At 58.8% G+C, this 26598-nt stretch carries 29 protein-coding genes, 1 tRNA gene and 1 pseudogene; 10 read left to right on the top strand and 21 right to left on the bottom strand.

Translation table 11 applies throughout. The features are described from left to right. The 3 genes and pseudogenes from AC30D7_RS06300 to AC30D7_RS06290 form a co-directional block, all read left to right on the top strand. Positions 1–202, top strand: a pseudogene (locus tag AC30D7_RS06300) (carbamate kinase); the annotation flags it as partial. Between the two features lie 64 nt (positions 203–266). Beyond that, on the top strand, positions 267–626 hold the full coding sequence (locus AC30D7_RS06295) for a DUF5064 family protein (RefSeq protein WP_490133463.1): 360 nt from the start codon (positions 267–269) through the stop codon (positions 624–626). 206 nt (positions 627–832) lie between these two features. After that, positions 833–2341: a sigma-54-dependent transcriptional regulator gene (locus AC30D7_RS06290; RefSeq protein WP_490133462.1), complete on the top strand. Its 1509-nt coding sequence runs from the start codon at positions 833–835 to the stop codon at positions 2339–2341. Positions 2342–2594: 253 nt separating this feature from the next. Here the strand turns inward: AC30D7_RS06290 and AC30D7_RS06285 are convergent, their stop codons facing one another. Next, positions 2595–2801, bottom strand: a complete 207-nt coding sequence (locus AC30D7_RS06285; protein ID WP_490133461.1) for a hypothetical protein — start codon at positions 2799–2801, stop codon at positions 2595–2597. Here AC30D7_RS06285 and gcvH point away from each other — a divergent pair. The 6 genes from gcvH (at position 2800) to AC30D7_RS06255 (ending at position 9944) form a co-directional block, all read left to right on the top strand. Then, positions 2800–3174 (top strand): glycine cleavage system protein GcvH, encoded by a 375-nt coding sequence (gene gcvH / locus AC30D7_RS06280; protein ID WP_018926486.1) that lies wholly within the window; start codon positions 2800–2802, stop codon positions 3172–3174. The two genes, AC30D7_RS06285 and gcvH, sit on opposite strands and share 2 nt — an antisense overlap. An 11-nt stretch (positions 3175–3185) precedes the next feature. Next, on the top strand, positions 3186–6038 hold the full coding sequence (gene gcvP, locus AC30D7_RS06275) for an aminomethyl-transferring glycine dehydrogenase (protein WP_490133460.1): 2853 nt from the start codon (positions 3186–3188) through the stop codon (positions 6036–6038). Positions 6039–6218: 180 nt separating this feature from the next. Next, complete coding sequence (locus AC30D7_RS06270; protein WP_018926488.1) at positions 6219–7595, top strand: L-serine ammonia-lyase; 1377 nt, start codon at positions 6219–6221, stop codon at positions 7593–7595. 33 nt (positions 7596–7628) lie between these two features. Further along, positions 7629–8753 (top strand): glycine cleavage system aminomethyltransferase GcvT, encoded by a 1125-nt coding sequence (gcvT, locus tag AC30D7_RS06265; protein ID WP_018926489.1) that lies wholly within the window; start codon positions 7629–7631, stop codon positions 8751–8753. 393 nt (positions 8754–9146) lie between these two features. Beyond that, positions 9147–9359: a cold-shock protein gene (locus AC30D7_RS06260; RefSeq protein WP_007934683.1), complete on the top strand. Its 213-nt coding sequence runs from the start codon at positions 9147–9149 to the stop codon at positions 9357–9359. A gap of 96 nt (positions 9360–9455) precedes the next feature. After that, entirely contained in the window at positions 9456–9944 is a 489-nt protein-coding gene (locus AC30D7_RS06255) for an RDD family protein (RefSeq protein ID WP_490133459.1), read from the top strand. Between the two features lie 113 nt (positions 9945–10057). On the opposite strand, the gene nadA is transcribed toward AC30D7_RS06255, so the two are convergent. From nadA to AC30D7_RS06165, 18 genes are all read right to left on the bottom strand, one after another. Beyond that, complete coding sequence (nadA, locus tag AC30D7_RS06250) at positions 10058–11116, bottom strand: quinolinate synthase NadA (RefSeq protein WP_413695053.1); 1059 nt, start codon at positions 11114–11116, stop codon at positions 10058–10060. A gap of 262 nt (positions 11117–11378) precedes the next feature. After that, a tRNA-Lys gene (locus AC30D7_RS06245) sits at positions 11379–11454 on the bottom strand. A gap of 63 nt (positions 11455–11517) precedes the next feature. Further along, positions 11518–12210, bottom strand: coding sequence for a 7-cyano-7-deazaguanine synthase QueC (gene queC, locus AC30D7_RS06240; RefSeq protein WP_490133458.1), 693 nt, complete (start codon positions 12208–12210; stop codon positions 11518–11520). Position 12211: 1 nt separating this feature from the next. Continuing rightward, on the bottom strand, positions 12212–12859 hold the full coding sequence (gene queE / locus AC30D7_RS06235) for a 7-carboxy-7-deazaguanine synthase QueE (protein ID WP_086944498.1): 648 nt from the start codon (positions 12857–12859) through the stop codon (positions 12212–12214). Positions 12860–13025: 166 nt separating this feature from the next. After that, a complete protein-coding gene (ybgF, locus tag AC30D7_RS06230; RefSeq protein WP_490133457.1) occupies positions 13026–13865 on the bottom strand; it encodes a tol-pal system protein YbgF in 840 nt (279 codons plus the stop codon). A 6-nt stretch (positions 13866–13871) separates the two neighbouring features. After that, positions 13872–14369, bottom strand: coding sequence for a peptidoglycan-associated lipoprotein Pal (gene pal / locus AC30D7_RS06225; protein ID WP_003178634.1), 498 nt, complete (start codon positions 14367–14369; stop codon positions 13872–13874). A 52-nt stretch (positions 14370–14421) separates the two neighbouring features. Beyond that, positions 14422–15690: a Tol-Pal system beta propeller repeat protein TolB gene (tolB, locus tag AC30D7_RS06220; RefSeq protein ID WP_018926495.1), complete on the bottom strand. Its 1269-nt coding sequence runs from the start codon at positions 15688–15690 to the stop codon at positions 14422–14424. 29 nt (positions 15691–15719) lie between these two features. After that, positions 15720–16799: a cell envelope integrity protein TolA gene (gene tolA, locus AC30D7_RS06215; RefSeq protein ID WP_018926496.1), complete on the bottom strand. Its 1080-nt coding sequence runs from the start codon at positions 16797–16799 to the stop codon at positions 15720–15722. Further along, positions 16799–17251, bottom strand: coding sequence for a protein TolR (gene tolR / locus AC30D7_RS06210; RefSeq protein WP_490133467.1), 453 nt, complete (start codon positions 17249–17251; stop codon positions 16799–16801). Before tolR ends, tolA begins: the two co-directional genes overlap by 1 nt. Before the next feature lie 23 nt (positions 17252–17274). Next, entirely contained in the window at positions 17275–17970 is a 696-nt protein-coding gene (tolQ, locus tag AC30D7_RS06205) for a protein TolQ (RefSeq protein WP_490133456.1), read from the bottom strand. Further along, complete coding sequence (gene ybgC / locus AC30D7_RS06200; protein ID WP_490133455.1) at positions 17960–18427, bottom strand: tol-pal system-associated acyl-CoA thioesterase; 468 nt, start codon at positions 18425–18427, stop codon at positions 17960–17962. The genes tolQ and ybgC overlap by 11 nt, the downstream gene beginning before the upstream one ends. Before the next feature lie 127 nt (positions 18428–18554). Further along, complete coding sequence (gene ruvB / locus AC30D7_RS06195) at positions 18555–19616, bottom strand: Holliday junction branch migration DNA helicase RuvB (RefSeq protein ID WP_018926499.1); 1062 nt, start codon at positions 19614–19616, stop codon at positions 18555–18557. After that, positions 19617–20228: a Holliday junction branch migration protein RuvA gene (gene ruvA / locus AC30D7_RS06190; RefSeq protein WP_007933256.1), complete on the bottom strand. Its 612-nt coding sequence runs from the start codon at positions 20226–20228 to the stop codon at positions 19617–19619. It lies immediately after the preceding gene. 115 nt (positions 20229–20343) lie between these two features. Continuing rightward, entirely contained in the window at positions 20344–20868 is a 525-nt protein-coding gene (ruvC, locus tag AC30D7_RS06185) for a crossover junction endodeoxyribonuclease RuvC (RefSeq protein WP_018926500.1), read from the bottom strand. A gap of 163 nt (positions 20869–21031) precedes the next feature. After that, positions 21032–21778: a YebC/PmpR family DNA-binding transcriptional regulator gene (locus tag AC30D7_RS06180; RefSeq protein WP_018926501.1), complete on the bottom strand. Its 747-nt coding sequence runs from the start codon at positions 21776–21778 to the stop codon at positions 21032–21034. 120 nt (positions 21779–21898) lie between these two features. Continuing rightward, positions 21899–23674, bottom strand: a complete 1776-nt coding sequence (gene aspS / locus AC30D7_RS06175; RefSeq protein ID WP_018926502.1) for an aspartate--tRNA ligase — start codon at positions 23672–23674, stop codon at positions 21899–21901. Positions 23675–23796: 122 nt separating this feature from the next. Further along, positions 23797–24018: an FmdB family zinc ribbon protein gene (locus tag AC30D7_RS06170; RefSeq protein WP_010457489.1), complete on the bottom strand. Its 222-nt coding sequence runs from the start codon at positions 24016–24018 to the stop codon at positions 23797–23799. A gap of 136 nt (positions 24019–24154) precedes the next feature. Beyond that, on the bottom strand, positions 24155–24493 hold the full coding sequence (locus AC30D7_RS06165; protein ID WP_490133454.1) for a ribbon-helix-helix domain-containing protein: 339 nt from the start codon (positions 24491–24493) through the stop codon (positions 24155–24157). 463 nt (positions 24494–24956) lie between these two features. Between AC30D7_RS06165 and AC30D7_RS06160 the strand changes: the two genes are divergently transcribed. Continuing rightward, entirely contained in the window at positions 24957–25559 is a 603-nt protein-coding gene (locus AC30D7_RS06160; protein WP_019651434.1) for a cold-shock protein, read from the top strand. Positions 25560–25619: 60 nt separating this feature from the next. Here the strand turns inward: AC30D7_RS06160 and AC30D7_RS06155 are convergent, their stop codons facing one another. Both AC30D7_RS06155 and AC30D7_RS06150 read right to left on the bottom strand, forming a co-directional pair. Continuing rightward, positions 25620–25829, bottom strand: coding sequence for a SlyX family protein (locus AC30D7_RS06155; protein ID WP_490133453.1), 210 nt, complete (start codon positions 25827–25829; stop codon positions 25620–25622). Positions 25830–25832: 3 nt separating this feature from the next. Continuing rightward, complete coding sequence (locus AC30D7_RS06150; RefSeq protein WP_490133466.1) at positions 25833–26258, bottom strand: HIT family protein; 426 nt, start codon at positions 26256–26258, stop codon at positions 25833–25835. Positions 26259–26598: the final 340 nt, after the last annotated feature.

Genomic DNA, 26598 nt, shown 5'->3' with positions numbered 1-26598 from the left:
CGCCCAGGCCCACCCGGATGAAATGGAAAAACTCGGCTTCGCCGCAGGCTCCATGGGACCAAAGGTCCAGGCGGCTTGCGAGTTCGCCCGCCATACTGGAAAGGTCGCGGTGATCGGCTCACTCGCGGACATCGAAGCGATCACCCAGGGCAAGGCCGGCACCCGCATCAGTACAGCGACGCCTGGCATTAGCTATCAATAAAAAGAAACTCCGGGGGCAGGCGTGAGGTCTGCCCTGATTCAATGCCTTTGAAGGAGAGACGCCAATGGCTACGTTCGAACCCGGACACCTGCACATCGAGCGGCATGCGCTGAACAAGGACGATTACAGCTACAACCTGCACATCGAATACAAAATTGCTCAGGATCCCAAGGAAGGCCAAGGCATGCTCTTCACGCTGCGTGGTTCGGTCGAGGGCAAGGAGCTGAATGAAGCGTTTTTTCTGCCCAAGGACCAGGCCTTCGACTTCGCCCGCCATGCCACGCGCATTGCGCAAAAGTACGGCATGCCCAAGACCGCCAACATCGGCGCCATGCACAAGTACTACGACGAAATGTTTGAAGACGTGCGAGCCCAACTCGACGTCAAATCCGGCGACCCGGTAAAACCCGAACACCTGGGATAAAACGGTGAACGCTGAACCTGTGGGAGCGGGCTTGCTCGCGAAAGCGGTCTGACAGCCAACATCGACAGTGACTGACACTCCGCTTTCGCGAGCAAGCCCGCTCCCACAGGTGATCATCGTTGTCATGAAGTCCTGCGCCAGATTTCACCATTGACCCGCCCCAAGGCATACTTGCCAACCTCCGCACTCCAGAACCAAACCGCCCCATGCGCATCCACGTCAGTTTCATCGACCGCGTCGGTATCACCCAGGAAGTCCTGGCCTTGCTCGGTGGGCGCAATCTCAATCTGGATGCGGTGGAAATGGTGCCGCCGAACGTCTACATCGACGCCCCGACCTTGAGCCCGGCCGTGCTCGAAGAGCTGCGCGATGCGCTGTTCAGCGTGCGCGGCGTGCAAGCGGTGACGGTGGTCGACATCCTTCCCGGCCAGCGCCGTCACTTGCAGCTCGATGCGCTGCTCGCCGCCATGACCGACCCGGTGCTGGCCCTGGACAGCGCCGGCAAGGTGCTGCTGGCCAACCCGGCATTGATTGCCCTGTACGGGCGCGAACCGGCAGGTGAAAGCATCAGCGAGCTGTTTGCCGACCCGGCGCTGCTCGACACATTGCTGGAAAACGGTTTCCGCCTGCCGCTGCGCGAGATCACCGTCAACGGCCAAACCCTGCTGCTGGACGCCACGCCGATCACCGACGCTGGCGCCCTGCTGACCCTGTATCAACCGAACCGCATCGGTGAACGCCTCTCGGCGCTGCACCACGACCATGCTGAAGGCTTCGATGCGCTGCTCGGCGAATCCCCGGCGATTCGTACGCTCAAGGCCCGCGCCCAGCGGGTTGCAGCCCTCGATGCGCCGCTGCTGATTCAGGGCGAAACCGGCACCGGTAAAGAACTGGTGGCCCGTGCCTGCCACGCCATCAGCGCCCGCCACAGTTCGCCGTTCCTGGCCTTGAACTGCGCGGCACTGCCGGAAAACCTCGCCGAAAGCGAACTGTTCGGCTACGCCCCCGGCGCCTTCACCGGGGCGCAACGGGGCGGTAAACCGGGGCTGATGGAACTGGCCAACCAGGGCACGGTATTTCTCGACGAAATCGGTGAGATGTCGCCGTACTTGCAGGCGAAATTGCTGCGATTCCTCAACGATGGCAGCTTCCGTCGGGTCGGTGGCGATCGCGAAGTGAAGGTCAACGTGCGAATCCTCAGCGCCACCCACCGCGATCTGGAAAAAATGGTCAGCGAAGGCGCCTTCCGTGAAGACCTGTTCTATCGCCTCAATGTGTTGAATGTCGAAGTTCCGCCGCTGCGCGAGCGAGGCCAGGACATTCTGCTGCTGGCGCGCTACTTCATGCAGCAGGCCTGCGCGCAGATCCAGCGCCCGGTCTGTCGCCTGGCTCCCGGCACCTACCCGGCGCTGCTGGGCAACCGCTGGCCAGGCAACGTGCGGCAATTGCAAAACGTGATCTTCCGCGCCGCAGCGATTTGCGAAAGCAGCCTGGTGGACATCGGCGACCTCGACATCGCCGGCACTTCCGTGGCACGCCAGAGCGACATCGAGGTCGACAGCCTCGAACAGGCCATGGAAGCGTTCGAGAAAGACCTGCTGGAAAAGCTCTACGTCAACTACCCCTCGACCCGCCAACTGGCCAGCCGCCTGCAAACCTCCCACACCGCGATTGCTCATCGGTTGCGTAAGTACGGCATACCCAATAAGCCGTAAGGCTTGTGGCTGAAACACAATCCCCTCAACACCACAAAACCCTGTGGGAGCGGGCTTGCCCGCGATGGCGATATGAAATTCAACATAAATGTTGAATGCGACGGCCTCATCGCGGGCAAGCCCGCTCCCACAGATTCTGCGCGGGTTTTCAAAATCGTTTTCAAAAGCGACCTCCAACTGTACTGAAAGCGCTACAGTGGAACGATATCGATACACCCTGTCCTAATCAGCGCTGCGCAAGGCTTTGATCCACCTAGGCTTTTTTCTTCGGCTTGAGCTGTAGCGATTTCGCTACAGTCGCAGAAATGCAACGACCCGCACAAATATCTAAATCATTGTTTTTAAACAATAAAATAACATTGGCCGCATTTTTGCTTAGTAACCTCCCATAAAGCAGGGTTTTTGCCCCTGCATTCCATCGCGTCCACCAGACGAGTCTGGCCCCCTTAGGAGTTTCCATGAGCGAGTTGCGTTTTACTGAAGATCACGAATGGCTGCGCACCGAAGCTGACGGCACCGTTACGGTCGGCATCACCGCTTTCGCACAGAACGCACTGGGCGACGTGGTTTTCGTACAACTGCCTGAGCTGCAGTCCTACGACAAAGGCGCAGAAGCCGCCACCGTGGAGTCGGTAAAAGCTGCCAGCGGCGTGTACATGCCTCTGGACGGAGAAGTGGTCGAGACCAACCCGGCCCTCGATAGCAGCCCTGAACTGGTCAACGAAGATCCGCTGGGCGAAGGCTGGTTCTTCCGCTTCAAGCCAACCGACGCCTCGGCTGTCGGCCAACTGCTGGATCAAGACGCTTACGACCGTCTGATTGCCCAAGCCTGAGGAGCGCCGACATGACTCAAGTCAATCTGACGACCGCCAACGAATTCATCACCCGCCACATCGGCCCGCGCGCAGGTGATGAGCAAGCCATGCTCAACAGCCTGGGCTTTGATTCCCTGGAAGCCCTGAGCGCCAGCGTGATTCCCGACAGCATCAAAGGCACCAGCATCCTCGGCCTTGAAGACGGCCTGAGCGAAGCCGATGCCCTGGCGTTGATCAAATCCATCGCCGGTAAAAACCAGCTGTTCAAGACTTACATCGGTCAGGGCTACTACGGCACTCACACGCCGTCGCCGATCCTGCGCAACCTGCTGGAAAATCCGGCCTGGTACACCGCCTACACCCCATACCAGCCAGAAATTTCCCAGGGCCGTCTCGAAGCGCTGTTGAACTTCCAGACCCTGATCAGCGACCTGACCGGCCTGCCGATCGCCAACGCCTCGCTGCTGGACGAAGCCACCGCTGCTGCCGAAGCCATGACCTTCTGCAAACGCCTGAGCAAGAACAAAGGCAGCCACGCCTTCTTCGCCTCCGTTCATTGCCACCCGCAAACCCTCGACGTTTTGCGCACCCGTGCCGAGCCTTTGGGCATCGACGTTGTGGTGGGCGACGAGCGTGAACTGACCGACGTGACGCCGTTCTTCGGCGCCTTGTTGCAATACCCGGCCAGCAACGGTGACGTGTTCGACTACCGCGAACTGACCGAGCGCTTCCACGCGGCGAATGCGCTGGTCGCGGTCGCTGCTGACCTGCTGGCCCTGACCGTGCTGACCCCGCCGGGCGAGTTCGGCGCCGACGTGGCCATCGGCAGCGCGCAACGCTTCGGCGTTCCGCTGGGCTTCGGTGGCCCGCACGCAGCGTACTTCTCCACCAAGGATGCGTTCAAGCGCGACATGCCGGGCCGTCTGGTCGGCGTTTCCGTGGACCGTTTCGGCAAGCCGGCCCTGCGCCTGGCCATGCAGACCCGCGAGCAACATATCCGTCGCGAGAAAGCCACCAGCAACATCTGCACCGCCCAGGTTCTGTTGGCCAACATCGCCAGCATGTACGCCGTGTACCACGGCCCGAAAGGCCTGACGCAGATCGCCAATCGCATTCATCACCTGACCGCGATCCTCGCCAAAGGCTTGAGCGCACTGGGCCTGAGCGTCGAGCAAGCCAGCTTCTTCGACACCTTGACGATCAAAACCGGCGCGCAAACGGCGGCCCTGCACGACAAGGCTCATGCGCAGAAGATCAACCTGCGCGTGGTCGATGCTGAGCGTCTGGGTCTGTCCCTCGACGAAACCAGCAGCCAGGCTGACGTCGAAACCCTGTGGAACCTGCTGGCCGACGGCAAGGCACTGCCGGACTTCGCTGCATTGGCCGCTTCGGTCCAAAGCACCCTCCCGGCCGCACTGGTTCGCCAATCGCCAATCCTCAGCCACCCGGTGTTCAACCGTTATCACTCCGAAACCGAGCTGATGCGCTACCTGCGCAAACTGGCGGACAAGGACCTGGCCCTGGATCGCACCATGATCCCGCTGGGTTCCTGCACCATGAAACTCAACGCCGCCAGCGAAATGATCCCGGTGACCTGGGCTGAATTCGGTGCCCTGCACCCGTTCGCTCCGGCCGAGCAAAGCGCCGGTTATCAGCAACTGACCGATGAACTGGAAGCGATGCTCTGCGCCGCCACCGGTTACGACTCGATCTCCCTGCAACCGAACGCCGGTTCCCAGGGTGAATACGCCGGTCTGTTGGCGATCCGTGCCTACCACCAGAGCCGTGGCGAAGACCGTCGCGACATCTGCCTGATCCCGTCGTCCGCCCACGGCACCAACCCGGCCACCGCCAACATGGCCGGCATGCGTGTGGTTGTGACCGCGTGCGATGCCCGCGGCAACGTCGACATCGAAGACCTGCGTGCCAAGGCCATCGAGCACCGCGAACACCTCGCCGCGCTGATGATCACCTACCCGTCGACCCACGGTGTGTTCGAAGAAGGCATCCGTGAAATCTGCGGCATCATTCACGACAACGGCGGCCAGGTGTATATCGATGGCGCGAACATGAACGCCATGGTCGGCCTCTGCGCACCGGGCAAGTTCGGCGGCGACGTATCGCACCTGAACCTGCACAAAACCTTCTGCATCCCACACGGCGGTGGCGGCCCGGGCGTCGGCCCGATTGGCGTCAAGTCGCACCTGACGCCGTTCCTGCCGGGCCACGCCCAGATGAAACGCAAGGAAGGCGCGGTCTGCGCGGCACCGTTCGGCAGCGCGAGCATTCTGCCGATCACCTGGATGTACATTCGTATGATGGGTGGCGCCGGCCTCAAGCGCGCTTCGCAATTGGCGATCCTGAATGCCAACTACATTTCCCGTCGCCTCGAAGAGCACTATCCAGTGCTGTACACCGGCAGCAACGGTCTGGTGGCGCACGAATGCATCCTCGACCTGCGTCCGCTGAAAGACAGCAGCGGCATCAGCGTCGATGACGTGGCCAAGCGCCTGATCGACTTCGGCTTCCACGCCCCGACCATGTCGTTCCCGGTGGCCGGCACGTTGATGATCGAGCCGACCGAGAGCGAATCCAAGGAAGAACTGGACCGCTTCTGCGACGCCATGATCCGCATCCGCGAAGAAATCCGCGCGGTGGAAAACGGCACGCTGGACAAGGATGACAACCCGCTGAAAAACGCCCCGCACACCGCTGCGGAAATCGTCGGCGAGTGGACTCATCCGTACAGCCGCGAGCAAGCCGTTTACCCGGTAGCGTCGCTGATCGAAGCCAAGTACTGGCCACCGGTCGGTCGCGTCGACAACGTGTTTGGCGATCGCAACCTGGTCTGCGCCTGCCCGTCGATCGAAAGCTACGCTTGATCTAAGGGGGGCGAGTTGCTCGCCCCCCTCAAGAACACCGCACTCTCTGTAGGAGCGAGGCTTGCCCGCGAAGGCGATTTCATATTCAGCATTGATGGTGGCTGATACAACGCCTTCGCGGGCAAGCCTCGCTCCTACGGTTTCATCTAACGCCTATAACAAGAAAACCGGAGAACAACCATGTCGTTAAGCGTGTTCGACCTGTTCAAAATTGGTATCGGCCCCTCCAGCTCCCACACCGTCGGCCCGATGCGTGCCGCTGCGCGCTTCGCCGAAGGTCTGCGCCGTGAAGGGCTGCTATCGGCAACCACCTGCGTCAAAGTCGAGCTCTACGGCTCGCTCGGCGCCACCGGCAAAGGCCACGGCAGCGACAAGGCCGTATTGCTGGGCTTGGAAGGCGAACACCCGGACACCGTGGACACCGAAACCGTCACCGCCCGCCTGCAAGAGATTCGCAGCAGCGGTCGCTTGAACCTGCTCGGTGAACACAGCATCGCGTTCAACGAGAAAGAACACCTGGCAATGATTCGTAAACCGTTGGCCTATCACCCCAACGGCATGATCTTTCGCGCGTTCGACGCGGCCGGCCTGCAAGTGCGCAGCCGCGAGTATTACTCGGTCGGTGGCGGGTTCGTGGTCGATGAAGACGCGGCCGGTGCCGATCGCATCGTTGAAGACGCCACACCGCTGACCTTCCCGTTCAAAAGCGCCAAAGACCTGCTTGGTCACTGCAGCACCTACGGTTTATCGATCAGTCAGGTGATGCTGACCAACGAAAGCGCCTGGCGCCCGGAAGCAGAAACCCGCGCCGGCCTGCTGAAGATCTGGCAAGTGATGCAAGACTGCGTCGCCGCCGGTTGCCGCAACGAAGGCATCCTGCCCGGTGGACTGAAGGTCAAACGGCGGGCGGCGGCGCTGCATCGGCAACTGTGCAAAAACCCGGAATCGTCGCTGCGCGATCCACTGTCGGTGCTGGACTGGGTCAACCTGTACGCCCTGGCGGTCAATGAAGAAAACGCCAACGGCGGACGCGTGGTCACTGCGCCCACCAATGGTGCAGCCGGCATCATCCCGGCGGTGCTGCATTACTACATGCGCTTCATCCCCGGAGCCAACGAAGACGGCGTGGTGCGTTTTCTACTGACGGCCGCTGCAATCGGCATTCTGTACAAGGAAAACGCCTCGATCTCCGGCGCCGAAGTCGGCTGTCAGGGTGAAGTCGGCGTTGCCTGTTCCATGGCGGCCGGGGCCTTGTGCGAAGTGCTCGGCGGTACGGTGCAGCAGGTGGAAAACGCGGCCGAAATCGGCATGGAACACAACCTCGGCCTGACCTGCGACCCGATTGGCGGACTGGTGCAAGTGCCTTGCATCGAGCGCAACGCCATGGGTTCGGTCAAGGCCATCAATGCGGTGCGCATGGCCCTGCGTGGCGACGGTCAGCACTTCGTCTCCCTCGACAAGGTCATCCGCACCATGCGCCAGACCGGCGCCGACATGAAAAGCAAATACAAGGAAACCGCCCGTGGCGGTTTGGCGGTCAACATTATCGAGTGCTGATGCGCGCATCTGCACTATTTTCAGGAGCTGTATATGTCCACCGAACAACTGTTGAAGACCCCGTTGCACGCACTGCACCTCGAACTCGGCGCCCGCATGGTGCCGTTCGCCGGTTATGACATGCCGGTGCAATACCCGTTGGGCGTGATGAAAGAACACCAGCACACCCGTGATCAGGCCGGGCTGTTCGATGTGTCGCACATGGGCCAGATCCGCCTGACCGGCGCCAACGCCGCCAAAGCCCTGGAAACCCTGGTACCGGTGGACATCATCGACCTGCCGGTGGGCATGCAGCGCTACGCGATGTTCACCAACGAGGCCGGTGGCATCCTCGACGACCTGATGGTCGCCAACCTCGGTAATGACGAACTGTTCCTGGTGGTCAACGCCGCCTGCAAGGACCAGGACCTGGCGCACCTGCGCAAGCACATCGGCGACCAGTGCACCATTGAACCGCTGTTCGAAGAGCGTGCCCTGCTGGCGTTGCAAGGCCCGGCCGCCGTCACCGTGCTCGCGCGCCTGGCGCCGGAAGTTGCGAAGATGACCTTCATGCAGTTCACCCGCGTGAAACTGTTGGGCGTGGACTGCTTTGTCAGCCGTTCGGGCTACACCGGCGAAGACGGTTACGAAATCTCCGTGCCGGCGGCCAACGCCGAAGCGCTGGCTCGCGCCCTGCTGGCCGAACCGGAAGTCGAGGCCATCGGCCTCGGCGCCCGCGATTCCCTGCGCCTGGAAGCCGGTCTGTGCCTGTACGGCCACGACATGAACACCGAAACCACGCCGATCGAAGCAAGCCTGCTGTGGGCCATCTCCAAGCCTCGACGTGCCGATGGTGCGCGGGCCGGCGGCTTCCCTGGCGCCGAAACCGTGTTCGCCCAACAGCAAACCGGTGTCAGCCGCAAGCGCGTTGGCCTGCTGCCGCAGGAACGTACACCGGTGCGTGAAGGTGCAGAGATCGTCAACGAAGCTGGCGAAATCATCGGCAGCGTTTGCAGCGGCGGCTTCGGTCCGACCTTGGGCGGTCCTTTGGCCATGGGTTACCTCGACAGCGCTTATACCGTTTTGGAAACGCCAGTTTGGGCCATTGTGCGTGGGAAAAAGGTGCCTTTGCTTGTAAGCAAAATGCCATTTGTTCCACAACGCTACTATCGTGGCTGATTGACTGTTTCTATAAGTAACGCGGTTGCGTTAACAGTGCACTAATCTGTAACGCAACCGCCATAAAATAGTGCATGTGTTTCGTTTATGAACGTTACTTATAACAATCGAAAAGCAATGAACAACTCGATCGAATAAGCCCGCACTAGTGACCACTCTAATTGCCATCAACCTGAGGAAATCCGGGCCTTCGCGGGGCTTGTTTTTTCTCCCGTAGTTGGCGTAGAGTTTGTTCACTGTGTTTGCATGGGTCGCTTGGAAATCGTGACCTGGGCAGTAGCCTACAAGTTAGCTACATCCCGTTCGACGTCTTCTTACTCTCCTGCAACCAGCCCCAGTACTCTTTCACGAGAAGGAGACTGTCATTCATTTTTGCGTCAAAGGAAATAAGAAATGTCCCAACGTCAGAGCGGTACCGTCAAGTGGTTTAACGACGAGAAAGGTTTTGGTTTTATCACTCCAGAAAGCGGTCCGGATCTGTTCGTGCATTTCCGCGCTATTCAGGGCAACGGCTTCAAGAGCCTGAAAGAAGGCCAGAAAGTGACGTTCGTTGCTGTGCAAGGCCAGAAAGGCATGCAGGCTGACGAAGTACAAGCAGAAGGCTAATCTTCTGTTACGAAAAAGCCCCTGATGCTGACATCAGGGGCTTTTTTGTGCGCGCAAATCCGTAAAATGGCTTCTTTTTTCCGTTCTGAGGCAGCCATGTCGAAACACCTGCTCAACCCCCAAGGCGACTTTCCCGCCGTCGGCCTGGGTCGTCGCCTGGCAGCGATGTTCTACGACTTCCTGCTGTGCACCGCGCTGCTGATCGTCACCAGCGGCATTTACAAGATGATCCAGATGGCGATCATCGGCGAAGACCGAATGCGCACCCTGACCGAGGCCGGCGCCCTGGACGGTGACCCACTGCTGTCGACGGTGCTGCTGTTCGTCCTGTTCGCCTTCTTCGCCAAGTTCTGGACCTGGTCGGGCCAGACCCTGGGCATGCAGGTGTGGTGCATCCGTGTGCAAAACGCCGACGGCTCATCCATCAGCCTCTGGCAGGCGCTGCTGCGCTTTGTGGTCTCGATCGCGTCCTGGCTTTGCCTCGGGCTGGGGTTCTTCTGGTCGCTGTTCGACAAGCAGAAGCGCGGCTGGCATGACATCTACTCCAACACCCAGCTGGTACGCATTCCAAAGAAGACAAAATAACTGTGGCGAGGGAGCTTGCTCCCGCTGGGGTGCGAAGCGCCCCCAAATGCGGCTGCTGCGCAACCGAACGGGAGCAAGCTCCCTCGCCACAACAGCTCTTGCCACAGTAAGTGTCAGGCGTTGCCGGCCAGCTTCATCCGCGCCGCCTGCGTGAAATCGAGCATGCGCTTCAACGGCCGAATCGCCTGCGGAATCAACGCCGGGTCGACGAAGATCTCGTTGGTCCCCTCCTTCAAGCTCTTCAGCGTGCGTTCAAGGGTGTTCATCGCCATCCACGGGCAATGCGCGCAACTGCGGCAAGCCGCGCCGTTACCGGCCGTTGGCGCTTCGATAAAGACCTTGTCCGGGCACAGCTGCTGCATCTTGTAGAAGATGCCGCGGTCGGTGGCAACGATCAGGGTCTTGTTCGGCAGGCTTTGCGCAGCAGCGATCAGCTGACTGGTGGAACCCACCGCATCGGCCAATTCGATCACGGCGGTCGGCGACTCCGGGTGCACCAGAATGGCCGCGTCCGGGTACAGCGCCTTCATGTCTTCGAGCTGCTTGGCCTTGAACTCTTCGTGAACGATGCAGGCACCGTCCCACAGCAACATGTCTGCGCCGGTCTTGCGCTGGATATAAGTGCCCAAGTGCTTGTCCGGGCCCCAGATAATGGTTTCACCGTTATCCATCAGGCTTTCGACGATTTCCAGCGCGCAACTGGAAGTCACCACCCAATCCGCCCGGGCTTTGACTGCTGCCGAGGTGTTGGCATATACCACCACCGTGCGTTCCGGGTGCTGATCGCAGAACGCCGAGAACTCGTCCACCGGGCAACCCAGGTCCAGCGAGCAGGTCGCTTCCAAGGTTGGCATCAGCACACGTTTTTCAGGGTTGAGGATCTTGGCGGTTTCGCCCATGAATTTCACACCGGCGACCACTACGGTCTTGGCCGGGTGAGCATTGCCGAAGCGGGCCATCTCCAGAGAGTCGGAGACGCAGCCACCGGTTTCTTCGGCCAAGGCCTGAATGACTGGATCGCAATAGAAGTGGGCAACCAGCACCGCGTCCTGAGCTTTGAGCTCGGCTGCGATGGCTGTGCGGTAATAAGCCTCTTCCTCGGCCGTCAGCGGCTTGGGCTGCTTGGCGTCGAGGTGGGCTTGAACCAGAAGGCGTTCGGAAATCTGCGTCATGTTCGCAAGACCTGCAGGCGCTTTCGCGCGAAAGTCGAGTATACACCCGGCTCCGGACCCTTCGGGGTACCGCCGGGAGAGTGAGTATTCATCAGGCACGGACAGCGTTGAAGCTGCGCAAGGCTACAGAATATCCGGTGGATGCAAAAGATGATTCTGACCTGCGTCACGCAGAGCGATCCCGGGCGAGGACAACCTCAAATCGCGGGCAAAAAAAAACCCGGAAATCCTCACTTACGTGGGCCTTCCAGATTTTTTAAAATGGTGGGTCGTGTGGGATTCGAACCTACGACCAATTGGTTAAAAGCCAACTGCTCTACCAACTGAGCTAACGACCCGCTGTGTGGTGGCGCGTATAATACTGATTTTTAAGGACTATTCAACACCTAATTTGAAATAAATCAAAAATAAGGTGTCGGGTCGCTGATTCCGGCCGCTGCAAAGCCTTCTGCACGCAGACGGCAGCTGTCGCATTTGCCGCAAGCACGGCCGTTATCGTCCGCCTGATAGCAGGAAACGGTCAGCCCGTAATCGACGCCAAGCTTCACGCCCGCCTGAACGATCTGCGCCTTGCTCAGGTTCTGCAGGGGCGCCTGGATACGGAAGCCATTCCCTTCTACACCGGCTTTGGTCGCCAGATTAGCCATGCGCTCGAAGGCTTCGATGAACTCGGGACGGCAATCCGGGTAACCGGAATAATCCACCGCGTTTACACCGATAAAGATGTCACGCGCACCCAGCACTTCGGCCCAACCCAACGCCAGGGACAGAAACACCGTGTTGCGCGCCGGCACATAGGTCACCGGAATGCCTTCGCTCGGCGCCTCCGGTACGTCGATGGAACTGTCGGTCAGGGCCGAGCCGCCGATACCGTTCAGGTTCAGGCCGATCACCTTGTGCTCGATCACACCCAAGTCGCGGGCAACACGCTCGGCGGCCTGCAGTTCGGCACGGTGGCGCTGACCGTAATCGAAGCTCATGGTGTAGCAGCTATAGCCTTCGGCACGGGCCATGGCCACGACCGTCGCCGAGTCCAGGCCGCCGGACAGCAGGATGACCGCACGTTTTTCAGCAGTGTTCAGTTGTTCAGTCATTTCAGCGCCCCGGCTCGTCATTCCAAAGATATTTATGCAGCTGCAGTTGCAGACGCACAGGCAGATTGTCCGCCACCACCCAGTCCGCCAGGTCACGCGCATTCAGGTCATGGTGGCTCGGCGAGAACAGGACTTCGCCGGCACGCTCGTTCAAACCGTACTGAATCAGCTTGGACACGGCCCAGTCATAGTCTTCCCGCGAGCAGATGACAAACTTCACCTGATCGTTGGGCGTGAGCAGTTCTATGTTCTCGTAGCGGTTGCGGTGGGCTTCTTTCGAACCCGGGGTTTTCAGGTCGACGACGCGACTGACCCGTGGATCGACCGCCGAGATGTCCAGTGCACCGCTGGTTTCCAGCGACACTTCATAACCGGCGTCACACAACTGCTTGAGCAAGGGAATGGCATTGGGTTGTGCCAGGGGCTCGCCACCCGTGACACAAACGTAGCGCGGGCGAAAACCGGCCACTTGCTCAAGGATGTCGTCGAGCGTGCGAATGGTGCCGCCTGTGAACGCGTAGGCGCTGTCGCAGTATTGGCAACGCAATGGGCAACCGGTCAGGCGCACAAAAACAGTGGGCAGCCCGGCAGTCCGCGTTTCACCCTGCAACGAGTAGAAAACTTCGGTGATTCTCAATGTGTCTTGCATAGTCGCCACGGGCGTAACAGCTAAACAGGCTGTCCGCCTCCGTCAGGCACTTCAAGGAACCCCGCCAACGCGCAGATCCCAAAAAGCGTGTTTCATAAAAAGGGCATGAATTCTAACGAAAAAACCCGCGACAAGCGCGGGTTTCTTCAAAACGGGCTAAACAGGCTTACATGCGCTGCAAGTCCCGTTGCGCCAGCTGAGCGGCGGAAGTGCCCGGATATTGGGACACGACCTGTTGCAGAATGCCTTTGACCCGGTCGGTATGACCGAGACGACGCTCTACATCAGCGAGCTTGTACAGCGAATCAGGCACTTTGGGGTGCTTGGGGTACAACTGCGAAACCTTGGCAAATGCCTGACCTGCACCTTGCAGATCGCCTTTGGCCAGGTTCACTTCACCCAACCAGTACTGGGCGTTGCCCGCGTATTGGCTATTCGGGTATTTGCGCAGGAATGCGGCGAAAGCCTGGCTGGCCTTGTCGAAATCCTTGGCTTTGATCAGGTCGAAGGCTGCATCGTAATACAGTTTTTCCTTCGCCGGATCAGCCGGCTCGCCACCCGCGGCCGGGGCTTGAGCGGCAGCCGCTCCCGCACCTGCGCCGGCTGCTGCACCGGGGGCATTCAAATTGCCACCGGCGGAAGAATTATCAGGAGTCGCGGCTGGTGCAACGCCGGTTCCTATGCGCCGATCAAGATCCTGATATCGCTCCAGGTTCTCTTGCTTCATGCGCGCTACATCGTTTTGCAGAACTTCGATGATGCCTTGTTGGCGCGAGATCTGCTCCTGCATCGATTGCAGTTGGTTGAACAGCTCGCCCTGTGCCGAGACAGGGGCCGAAACCCCTCCCCCGGCATAGGCGCCGTTCGTACCGTAACCCGCAGGCGGATAACTGCTCCCGCTATTGTTATAGCCGGAGTTGTCCTCGACCACAGGAACCGCAGCCCACACCGCAAGCGGTGCGAGACTGAGAGCCAAAACAGTTACAGCACGACGGCACGTTCGCATGACGAATTACTTACGCAGTTCGACGCGACGGTTTTGAGCCCAGGACTGCTCGTCGTTGCCGGTAGCAACTGGACGCTCTTCGCCGTAGGAAACCAGTTCCAGCTGAGCTGGGGAAACACCTTGCAGTACCAGGTAGCGCTGAACGGCTTTCGCACGACGCTCGCCCAGTGCCATGTTGTACTCACGAGTACCACGTTCGTCGGTGTTGCCTTCCAGAACAACGCGAGCGCCGTTTGCTTTCAGGTCTTTGGCGTGAACGTCCAGAGCGCGCATGGCTTCTGGCTTCAGGTCCGAGCTGTCGTATTCGAAGTAGAAGGTGGTGATTGCGCGCAGAGCAGCTTCTTCGCTCAGGGAGCCGTCAACAGCACCAGTGTTAGCGCCGTAACCAGCGTTTGGATCAACAGCGCCTTCACCGGCGTTGTCGCCGCCTTTGGACGAGCAACCTACAGCTACAGCCATGGCCAGAGCCAGCGCAGCAAATTTACCAAACTTCAGCATTTCCATCGTGAAACTCCTAATGAACCCCAGTGTGTTAAGTAAAACGTATAGCGCCGCGTCAGTTCAGGTAAGGGGACCAGGACGGTTCTCTGACTTCGCCTTGTGCGGTAGGAAGCGGGAGCCTCACGCGTCCATTAATGGACACGAGCATCAAGACTCCCCGGCCCTGCTGGCGGGTGGCGTAGATTACCATGGTGCCGTTGGGCGCAACAGTAGGAGACTCGTCCAGAGTGCTATCAGTGAGGATCTTTACACTACCGCGCTGCAAATCCTGGGCCGCCACCTTGAAGTTGGTGAAACCGTCCTGGCGGTGAATCATTACCAGGGTCTTTTCATCGGCCGACAGTTTAGGGTTGGCGTTGTAGTTACCGATGAAGGTCACACGCTCCGCTCCACCACCGCCTGCGCTGGTTTTATAGATCTGAGGCTTGCCGCCACGGTCGGAGGTGAAGTAGATGGTCGAACCATCCTTACCCCAGAACGGTTCGGTGTTGATGCCAGGACCATTGGTGACTCGAGTGATCTGACGCGACCCCAGGTTCATCACGTAGATGTCCGGGTTGCCGTCTTTCGACAATACGAATGCCAGGCGATTGCCATCCGGCGACCAGGCTGGCGCGCCATTCAGGCCTTCGAAGTTGGTGATCTGCTCACGGCGACCGGTGTCGATGTTCTGCATGAAAATGCGCGGACGCTTCTGCTCGAACGACACGTAGGCAATGCGCTTGCCATCCGGTGCGAAACGCGGCGACAGGATTGGCTCGCGCGATTGCAGCAGCGTCACGGCACGGGCACCGTCGTAGTCCGAACGTTGCAGTGTGTAGCGAGTGTTCTTCTCGGAGAAACGCTCGGCCGTCACGTACAGCAGACGCGTCGAGAACGCACCTTTGATACCGGTGAGTTTTTCGAACGACTGGTCGGAGATGTAGTGCGCCATGTCGCGCAGTTGATCGACGCCGCCCGACACGCTGCCGGTCAGCACTTGCTGCTCGGTGGCGACGTTGAACAGTGCGTATTGCACCTGCAGGCGACCGCCCGCCGGAACAATACTGCCGACCATGACGTACTGGGCACCCACCGCCTTGAAGTCACGGTAGATGATTTCGCTGGCCTGGCTTGGCTGGCTGATCATGTTCTGCTTTGGAATTGGCGCGTAGTAACCCGAATTGCGCAGGTCGTTACCGATAATCTCAGCCATGTCGTCCGGCAGCACGCTGCCGCCCTGGAAGCCGAAAGGCACAACGGCAATTGGAGTTGCCTGGGAGCTGCCACTGCTGACCAGGATATTTTTTTCATCTGCCGTGGCCAGTCCTGCAAAGCAGAACATGACTACAAGCAGTCCTCGAAGAAGGTTTCTCACAAGGCTAGATCCTCAGGTGTGAATGTCATCTTGAATGAACGATAGGGTGCGAAATCAGCTGGCTTCAGACCCTGCATTTCGGTCAATCGACCAATATTTTTTACAGCCGCGACTGCAGAACTGTCGAACGGCGCGTCACCGCTGGAATGAGCAACCGAAACACCGGAAATCGTTCCGTCAGGGAGCATGTTGATTTGCAGAATCACCTTCATGCCCTTGCGGGCCGACGGTGGCTGCGCCCAACCTTCAGATGCTCGCGAACGAATCAGATCATCAAAGTTACCCGCGGTTTCATCGCCCTGCTCATCCGCCAAAGCCTGCTGACGCTCGGTCTTATCGGACAGCAAGTCAGCCAGAGCCTGAGCCTTCTTGTCCTCTACCGATTTACGTGCCGCATCCTGCGCTTTCTTCTTCGCGGCATCGGCAGTCGCTTTCTTCTTCGCGTCTTCGGCGATTTTCTTTTTCGCCTCTTCAGCTTCAGCTTTCTTCTTGGCGTCTTCCGCGGCTTTCTTCTTCGCGTCTTCGACGATCTTTTTCTTTGCTTCTTCAGCGGCCGCTTTCTTGGCCTCTTCTTCAGCAGCTTTCTTGGCTTCTTCTTCGGCTTTCTTCTTGGCTATATCAGCCAATTGTTTCTCTTCGGCCTTTTTGGCTTCGGCGGTCTTCTTCGCTTCGTCGGCTTTCTTGGCTTCATCAGCCTTTTTCGCCTCTTCCGCTTTCTTCGACTCGTCGGCCTTCTTGGCTTCTTCGGCCTTTTGAGCCGCCTCTTCTTTCTTTTGTTCCGCAGCCTTCACCGCTTCCTGCTCGACCTTCTTCTGTTCCATCTGCTCGACTTCGGTCTGACGCGCAGCAGATTTCTGCGCCTCACCCGCGATCTTCTGATTGGTCTGGGTGGTCGCCCGACTTTTCGATTTCAGCTGGTACAGGGTTGCCTGGACAATCGGTTTGGCCGGCGGCAGCTCCGGTGTGAAGGCAAAACTGACAAACAGCATGCCGAACACCAGCACGTGCAAGACAATCGCCCAGACACTAGGCCAGAAGTAGCTTTCCGAGGCGGACGGCTCTCGCAGTTGCTGCATCAGGGCGCCTCGGTAATCAAGCCAACATTACCGACCCCGGCTTTCTGCAACCCACCCATCGCGCCCATGACGGAGCCGTAATCGACGGTTTTGTCGCCGCGAATGAACACCTGAGTGCGCTTACCGTTACCGTTGCCGGCGTCGATAATCTTTTTCACGGCGCTGGTCATTTGCGGCAAGGTCATGGCCTTGTCCTGCTGCTTATCGGTGTCGACTTCACTGCCAAGGTTCCAGTAGTAGGTCTTGTCAGCCTTGATCGAAATGGTCAGGACCTGAGTGTTGTTGTCTTGCGGCAAGGCTTCGCTGGAAACCTTGGGCAAATCAACTTTCACGCCCTGATTGAGCATCGGCGCGGTCACCATGAAGATGACCAGCAGTACCAGCATCACGTCGATGTAAGGCACCACGTTCATCTCGGCAACCGGCTTGCGCTTTTTGCGAGCTCGAGCGATTAAAGCCATTGGAAATTACCTGCTTATTCTTCGCTGGTGTGCACTTTGCGGTGCAGGATCGCCTGGAATTCATCGGCGAAGGTGTAGTAGCGGCCCAGCAGGGTTTCGCTGCGGGCAGCAAAACGGTTGTAGGCGATAACGGCCGGGATGGCGGCGAACAGACCGATCGCGGTAGCAATCAGTGCTTCGGCGATACCTGGGGCCACAGTGGCCAGGGTCGCTTGCTGGGCAGTCGCCAGACCACGGAAGGAGTTCATGATGCCCCAGACAGTACCGAACAGACCGATGTACGGGCTGACGGAACCGACGGTGGCGAGGAACGGCAGGCTCTGCTCGAGTTTTTCTTCCTCGCGGGAGATGGCGACGCGCATGGCACGCGCCACGCCTTCCATGACTGCTTCCGGATCAACGCCCGCTTGCTGACGCAGACGGGAGAATTCCTTGAAGCCGGCACGGAAGATCTGCTCGACGCCGGAATCCGGATCAGGGTTGCTGCCAGCCTGACGGTAGAGTTTGGACAAGTCGATACCGGACCAGAAGCGCTCTTCAAAGCTCTCCAGGGCACGTCGACCGGCGCGCAGCAAGTTGCTGCGCTGAAAGATCATGATCCACGAGGTCACCGATGCGGCTACCAGGGTCAGCATTACCAATTGCACCACGACACTGGCATTGCTGACCAGGCTCCACATGGAGGAATGGTCGACGACGTTAGCTTCCACGCTTTATCTCCTGCTTTGAGTGTGTACCCGCGCCGCTCACGTCGGCAAAGGCCGCACGTAGAGTTTCGGGAATGGCCCGGGGTTTCAAACTGTTAGTGCGCACACAGGCCACCAGAAACTGCCCTTCGCAGAGCAGCGCATTATCCGTAGCCCGCCTGACCTGCTGTTTGAAGCGCAGGCTGACCCGGTTCAATTCAATTACTTCAGCGCTTACCAGCAGTTCGTCATCCAGTCGCGCCGGCGCGTGGTAACGCGCTTCGCTGGAATGCACGACGAACAACAGATCCTCCCCTGCCAGCGCCGACTGGGCAAAGCCCAGCTCTCGGAGCCGCTCGGTTCGAGCCCGTTCCATAAACTTGAGGTAATTGACGTAATACACGATGCCGCCGGCATCGGTGTCCTCGTAATAAACGCGACAACGATGTGCGAACGGCTCAAGCCCGTTTTGCGCGCGCATACTCTAGTGCTTACTCCTCAGGTTGCCAATCCGGCCAGGCAACTGTTTTTCATTGATTCGCGGCTTTCTGGCGAAAGTACCGTCCTGGGACAGCACAAACCCCGAATAAATCAGCGCGCAAAGGTGATTAATCGTCCACGGCATCGAGGAACTCGTCTACCACGGGCATCTCGCCCAATCGTGACGGGATGTTTAAGCCAAAGTGCAAATACGCATGCCGGGTCACCACCCGCCCCCGCGGTGTGCGCATGATGTAGCCCTGCTGGATCAGGTACGGTTCCAGCACGTCTTCAATGGTGTGGCGTTCTTCGCTGATCGCAGCGGCCAGACTGTCCACCCCTACCGGCCCACCGTCGAACTTCTCGATCATGGTCAACAGCAGGCGTCGGTCCTGATGATCGAAACCACGCTCATCGACATCCAGCAGGTTCAAGGCCAGATCGGCGATTGGTTTGGTGATGTGGCCCTTGGCACGAACCTCGGCAAAATCCCGGACCCGGCGCAGCAAGCGGTTGGCGATTCGCGGTGTGCCACGGGCACGCCGGGCGATTTCAAAGGCGCCTTCCGGGTCCAGCGGCAAACCGAGAATGTTCGCCGAACGACTGACAATCGTCGCCAGGTCAGCGGTGCTGTAGAACTCCAGGCGCTGGACGATCCCGAAACGGTCGCGCAACGGGTTGGTCAGCATACCGGCACGGGTCGTCGCGCCAACCAGGGTAAACGGTGGCAGATCGAGCTTGATCGAGCGCGCCGCCGGCCCTTCGCCGATCATGATGTCGAGCTGGAAATCTTCCATGGCCGGGTACAGCACTTCTTCGACGATCGGCGACAACCGATGGATCTCGTCGATGAACAGCACGTCATGGGGCTCAAGGTTGGTCAGCAATGCAGCCAGATCACCAGGACGCTCGAGGACCGGCCCCGAGGTGCTTTTGATCGACACGCCCATTTCCTGGGCAATGATGTTGGCCAGGGTGGTTTTACCCAGACCCGGCGGGCCGAAAATCAGGGTGTGATCCAGCGATTCATTGCGCCCGCGCGCGGCCTGGATGAACAACTCCATTTGCTCGCGAACGGTCGGCTGGCCAATGTATTCGGCCAGGCTGACGGGACGAATCGCCCGGTCCTGGACTTCTTCGCGCTCACGGGGGCCACCCGTAGCGGCGATCAGACGATCAGCTTCAATCACTTAGATCATTCCCTTCAGGGCACGACGAATCATGTCTTCACTGCTCAAACCTTTCTCCTTGATCGCGGAAATCGCCTTGCTGGCTTCCTGCGGCTTGTAGCCCAGGGAAATCAGCGCGCTGACCGCGTCATTTTCGGCGGCAGCGACTTGTTGCGCTGGCGCATCCGGCTGGTTCGGCACCAACGCAAACATGCTCGGTACGGTTTCCCAGGCTTTGAAGCGATCCTTGAGTTCCACCAGCAAACGCTCGGCAGTCTTCTTGCCAACACCCGGCACCTTGGTCAGTGCCGAGGTGTCCTGGGACTGCACGCAACGGATCAACTCGTCGACTTCCAGGCTCGACATCAGGGCCAGCGCCAGTTTCGGCCCTACCCCATTGAGACGGATCAGTTCGCGAAAAAAGTCTCGCTCACGCTTGCCGAAGAAGCCATAGAGTAACTGCGCGTCTTCGCGTACGACCAAATGGGTGTGCAGGGTCAGCGGTTCACCGACCGACGGCAAGCGATAAAGCGTGGTCATGGGCACTTCCAGCTCATACCCCAGACCGTTTACATCCAGAATCAGGTGCGGCGGCTGTTTCTCAGCCAAAGTGCCGCGCAAGCGTCCAATCACGTTTCAGATCCTTGAGCGTTGGCCAGATCAGTGCTGGCGACTGACAGAACAAGGGTTTTGCGCCGACAACACAGGCGCAAAACCCTCATTCCACAAAAAATGATTGCTGATGCTATCAGAGACGCAGGCGCCCGCCACGACTGCGTGCCGCGCCCAGGCCATGGGGCAACAGACTGGAACGGGTGTGAGCGTGGCAAATGGCGATGGCCAGGGCATCCGAGGCATCGATTTGCGGCTTGCTGGTCAGTTTCAGCATGTGCATGACCATCATTTGCACTTGTTCTTTATTGGCGGCGCCGGTGCCGACCACGGCCTGCTTGACCTGAGTTGCGGTGTACTCGGCAATTTCCAGGCTCTCTTCGGCGCCGGCGACAATCGCCGCGCCACGGGCCTGCCCCAGTTTCAGCGCAGAGTCGGCATTACGCGCCATGAACACCTTTTCGATGCCCATGGTGACCGGGCCATATGTCTGAATGATTTCACGCACGCCGCGATAGACGATCTGCAAACGCTCATGCAACTCGCCGGCACCGGTGCGGATACAGCCCGATGCCACGTAAACACAACCACGGCCAGTATCGCGAACAATGCCGTAACCGGTGATACGCGAGCCGGGGTCGATACCAAGAATTAAAGTCATAACGCCTGCGAAGCTAGTGCGAATATCTGAGAGTAACCGTAGGAGCTGCCGAAGGCTCGGGCCGCGTTCGGACGATCTTTAAAATAAATAGCTGAAAATCAAAAGATCGCAGGCTTCGCCAGCACCTGCAGGGCTGATGAAGGCTGCGATCTTTATAAAGGCATCAACCGAGCTGTGCGGCCACCGCCTCCGGAATGTCCGCGTTGGAATACACGTTCTGCACGTCATCCAGGTCTTCGAGCATGTCGATCAGCTTGAGAACCTTCTCGGCGCCTTCCAGATCCAGTTCGGCACTGGTGGTCGGCAACATGACGATTTCCGCATCGCTGCCCTTGAAGCCTGCGGCCTCCAAGGCGTTGCGCACGGAATAGAAGCCGGCGAACGAGGTGAACACGTCGATGGAACCGTCTTCGTTGGTCACCACGTCATCGGCGTCGGCTTCCATGGCGGCTTCCATCAGCGCGTCTTCATCAACCCCTGGCGCGAAGGAAATCTGCCCTTTGCGTTCGAACAGATAAGCCACCGAACCGTCGGTACCGAGGTTGCCGCCGCACTTGCTGAACGCATGGCGAACAGCGGCTGCGGTGCGGTTGCGGTTGTCGGTCATGCATTCGACCATCACCGCCACGCCGCCCGGGCCATAGCCTTCGTAGGTCAGCTCGACCATGTCATCGGTATCGGCAGCGCCGGCACCTCGGGCCACCGCGCGGTCGATGATGTCACGGCTCATGTTCGCACCCAGCGCTTTATCCAGCGCCAGGCGCAGACGCGGGTTGGAGCCCGGATCAGCGCCGCCCTGACGGGCAGCGACCGTCAGTTCACGAATCCACTTGGTGAAAATCTTGCCCTTCTTGGCATCCTGACGTTCTTTGCGGTGCTTGATGTTCGCCCACTTGGAATGACCCGCCATAACTCGCTCCGAATTTCTCTTTGAAACATCGCCCGCCACACAGGAAGTGTCGGCCAGCAACAAAAAAATCTCGACCTAAAGAAAAGGCGCATCCCACAGGATGCGCCTTTGCGGTCAGCCTTACTCTGCCTTTGGCGTTTCGCGCAGACGAATGTGCAGCTCACGCAACGCCTTGGCATCTACCACACCCGGAGCCTGCGTCATCACGTCCGCAGCACTCTGGGTTTTCGGGAAGGCGATCACTTCACGAATCGACTGGGCGCCAGTCATCAGCATCACCAGACGGTCCAGACCGAAGGCCAGACCACCGTGCGGCGGTGCGCCGTACTTCAGGGCGTCGAGCAGGAAGCCGAATTTCTCTTCCTGTTCCGCTTCGTTGATACCCAACAGACGGAACACCGACTGTTGCATTTCCTTGCGGTGGATACGGATCGAACCGCCACCCAGCTCGGTGCCGTTCAGAACCATGTCGTAGGCACGGGACAAAGCGCCGGCCGGGTTGGCTTCCAGCTCTTCAGGAGTGCACTTCGGCGCGGTGAACGGGTGGTGCAAGGCGCTGAAGCTGCCGTCGTCATTCTCTTCGAACATCGGGAAGTCGACGACCCACATTGGTGCCCACTTGCAGGTCAGCAGCTCGAGGTCATGGCCCAGCTTGATCCGCAGCGCGCCCAGGGCTTCGCTGACGATCTTGGCTTTGTCGGCGCCGAAGAACACGATGTCGCCATCGACTGCACCGACGCGATCGAGGATCACGTTCAGGTTGGCTTCCGGGATGTTTTTCACGATCGGCGACTGCAGACCTTCAACACCGGCAGCACGCTCGTTGACCTTGATGTACGCCAGGCCCTTGGCACCGTAGATGCCGACGAACTTGGTGTAATCGTCGATCTGCTTGCGCGGCATGCTCGCCCCGCCTGGAACGCGCAAGGCGGCGATACGGCATTTAGGGTCGTTGGCCGGGCCGCTGAACACCTTGAAATCGACTTCCTTGAGCTGATCGGCAACGTCCACCAGTTCCAGCGGGTTGCGCAGGTCTGGCTTGTCGGAACCGTAGCGGCGCATGGCCTCTTCGAAGGTCATGTGCGGGAATTCGCCGAATTCCAGACCCAGCACTTCCTTGAACAGGTTGCGGATCATGCCTTCGGTCAGGCCCATGATGTCTTTTTCATCGAGGAAGCTGGTCTCGATGTCGATCTGAGTGAATTCCGGCTGGCGATCAGCCCGCAGGTCTTCGTCGCGGAAACACTTGGCGATCTGGTAGTAGCGATCGAAGCCGGCCACCATCAGCAGTTGCTTGAACAGCTGCGGCGATTGCGGCAAGGCGAAAAACGAACCGGCGTGAGTACGGCTCGGCACCAGATAGTCACGCGCGCCTTCCGGCGTCGCACGGGTCAGGATCGGCGTCTCGACGTCGAGGAAACCGTTCTCGTCCAGATAACGGCGGATGCTGGTGGTCATGCGCGAACGCAGACGCAGCTTCTCGGCCATTTCAGGGCGACGCAGATCAAGGAAGCGATAACGCAGGCGGGTTTCTTCGCCAACGTCGGAGAACTCGTTCAGCGGGAACGGCGGGGTTTCCGATTCGTTCAGCACTTCCAGTTCGTAGCCCAGGACCTCGATCATGCCCGACGCCATGTTGGCGTTGGTTGCACCGGCCGGACGCAGGCGAACCTTGCCGGTGATCTTCACGACGTACTCGCTGCGCACGCGATCGGCGGCGGCGAAGCTCTCGGCACGGTCCGGATCGAACACCACTTGGGCCAGACCGTCACGATCACGGATATCGAGGAAAATCACCCCGCCATGGTCACGGCGACGGTGAACCCATCCGCAAAGGGTAATTTCCTGGCCTTCCAGGCTTTCGTTCAGTTGGCCGCAATAATGGCTGCGCATCATGGTAGTGGTTTCACTTCTCGTAATTCGAAATTCGGGTGGAGGTCTTGCCGCACCACCGCACTTGAATAAGGTGCCAGATGATGCAAGAGCTCACGCGTGTCGTTCAACCCGGGCGCTAGACCCTAGTCAGCTTTGTCGCCACCGGCCAGATTTTTCTTGGAACCGGTCTTGAAGTCGGTTTCGTACCAGCCGGTGCCACTGAGGCGGAAACCGGGCATGGACAGCATCTTTTTAAGCTCTGGCGCCTGGCAGGCAGGGCAGTCGACCAGCGGTGCTGCGCTGATCTTTTGAATGGCTTCCAACTGATGACCACAGGAAGCACATTGGTAATCGTACATCGGCATGGGGGTTGTCTCGGCGATCAGATTGCTACCGCGCATGCAGGGCTTTGCGGCAAAGAGCGGGATTATATCCATTAAATGCAGCCTGTGCAGCCGTAAGACTGCACAGACCGACACTCGACTCATTCAACTGCTCTCGCTAAGCCATGACGGCGCAATTGCCCTCCTTCAGGCTGTGCACGACGCAGACAACCCGCACCAGCCCGGTGAAGTTTTTCACCCCGCCATGGCGCAAGTGCACCTCGCGATCCACATGGGACAGCAGCGCACTGACCGAGCAGCAATTAACCTTGGCCATGTCGCCCAAAATATCCCAATAGACCTGCTCAAGCCGCAAACAGGTGGCAAAGCCATTCAAACGCACTGACCGGGACAAGGGCTGGGCCAGCCCCATATCGAATTCGCTGACAAGTGAATCAATCCTTATATCCTTGAGCGGACCGTTCCTCCCCTCGCCTTGTCTGTCTTCATGAACCATACCGTTGACACTCCTTTGTCATCCTTGCTGCCTGTAAAGGCCATATTCCGTTTCCTTATAAAAGCGCAGGCGCACCGGTATATCCAGATGACTTTATGACCATCAACGTAGGATAAGCCAACAACGGAGGAGCGATCATGGAGCTCGTCCTAGGCCGGATGATCTCCTACGAGAACTGACGCAACGTCACTCAACGAAAAGGCGAAAGATCCGAGAAACACAGCGCGCGAAAAACACTCAGCGGCGCCATCCGCACAGCATGCCAATGGAAGCGCCGCCGGACCGCCTGATTTGAGTAGCCGCAGGCTTTGCTGTTAAATAGGCAGTGTGTCGCTACCGCCTATTTTCCGGGGGCTGCGCATAGGCTGATATCAGGTACGTGCCCAACGCCTCTTATTGTTCTGAAGCGAACCGTGCTCTATCAGCTCTTCCTTGTGATCCGTCTTAACGTGAGTTAATCAAAATGTTGAAAATCGTCCACCTGCTAATGGGCGCAGCAGCCCTGCTGCTGTCCTTCATCCCTAGCCTGCGATCCGAAGCGGTACCTTACCTGCAACAACCCGATGCGCTGTACCTGGCCTTTTTCGGCCTGCTCAACCTCACCCTCGCTCCTGTTATCCCTTACTGGAACAAAGGGCCGCGTCATCAATTGCAAAACCTGGTCAGCGCCTTGCTGGTTCTGGCTGTCGTACTGCAAACCCTGACGCTGATCGCCCCGATGCCTGTCATCGCCGGTCAACCTGCCGTTCTGTTCAGCCTGGTCGCTGCCCTGATCGCCGTATTCCTGCACTTGGCCATCAGTTTCTACAAATCTTCACCGGCCGCCGCCGCGCCAAGCTATGACATGAGCAACCGCGATACTGGCACCGTCAAATGGTTCAACACCTCCAAAGGCTTCGGCTTTATTTCCCGCGACTCCGGCGATGATATTTTCGTGCATTTCCGGGCGATTCGCGGTGAAGGCCACCGCGTTCTGGTGGAAGGCCAGCGCGTGGAGTTCTCCGTCATGAATCGTGACAAAGGCCTGCAAGCCGAAGATGTGATCGCCGCACTGCCGCGCCGCTGATTCAAGGCTAAAAAAAACCGCGAACAGCTTGGCTGTTCGCGGTTTTTTATTGCCTGTTTCTTAGTAATGAGGCGGTGGCGCCTCTTCTTCTTCAAGCGTCGCAAACTGGCCGGCCATTTCCTCCTGCCGCTTGAGCAACGCCGATATTTGCAATTGCAGACGCTCGACCATCCGCTGCTGCGCCACCAGCACATCATTCAATGCCTGGATGGTGTCATCCTGAAATGCCAGTCGGCTTTCCAGATCGGTAACGCGTTCGCCCAGGCTCATAATTCAGCCCTCCAGAAACTTGAAATCATCGGTCAACACCAGACGCAGTCGCTCGCGAATCGTCGCGATCTGTTCTGGGCTGTATGGTTTGGCCTCCTGTTTTCCCCAAACCGGGGCTGGCCAGGCGGCATCCTCACGCTTGCGCACAATCACATGCATGTGCAACTGACTGACGACGTTACCCAAGGCCGCGACGTTCAACTTGTCCGCGTCGAACGAATCCTTGAGGATTTCCGCCAGCTCAGTCGTTTCCCGCCACAGCTGCTGTTGATCTGCGCCATCCAGCTGAAATATTTCACTGATATCCTCGCGGCGTGGCACGAGGATGAACCAGGGGTAATTCGAATCATTGGACAGCAGTAACCGGCAGAGCGGGAAATCGCCGATTGGCAACGTGTCTTGTTGAAGTCGTGGATCTAAAGCGAACACAGCGCACACTCCCCTCTGGTCATCTTTTTTCAGCTTAGCGCCCCCACCGAAAGACGGCGCACCAAGCGACAGGACGGCAGCATACCTGCGAACGCCACGCGCTTCACGATGAACCGCCGCCGGCACCGTCCTGCGGGCGCTCCGAGATGCGCCACTTTGATTCGGGACGCACCATGACAGAACCGGTCGTCACAAAAAAAACATCGAACACCTCATAAACAACGCACTGTTCGAACCCACGGCGAAGGCAAAATGTGTGAATTCAGTACAAGAAATAAAATTTTTTGCACCAAAACCGTACAACGCGTCTACGCTCAGTGCGTCAGCATCCGCCAATTAC

This window comes from Pseudomonas sp. DF5 (assembly GCF_058148225.1).
The sequence above is the reverse complement of the archived record's forward strand: the minus strand, read 5'-3'. Positions and strand labels throughout refer to the sequence as shown.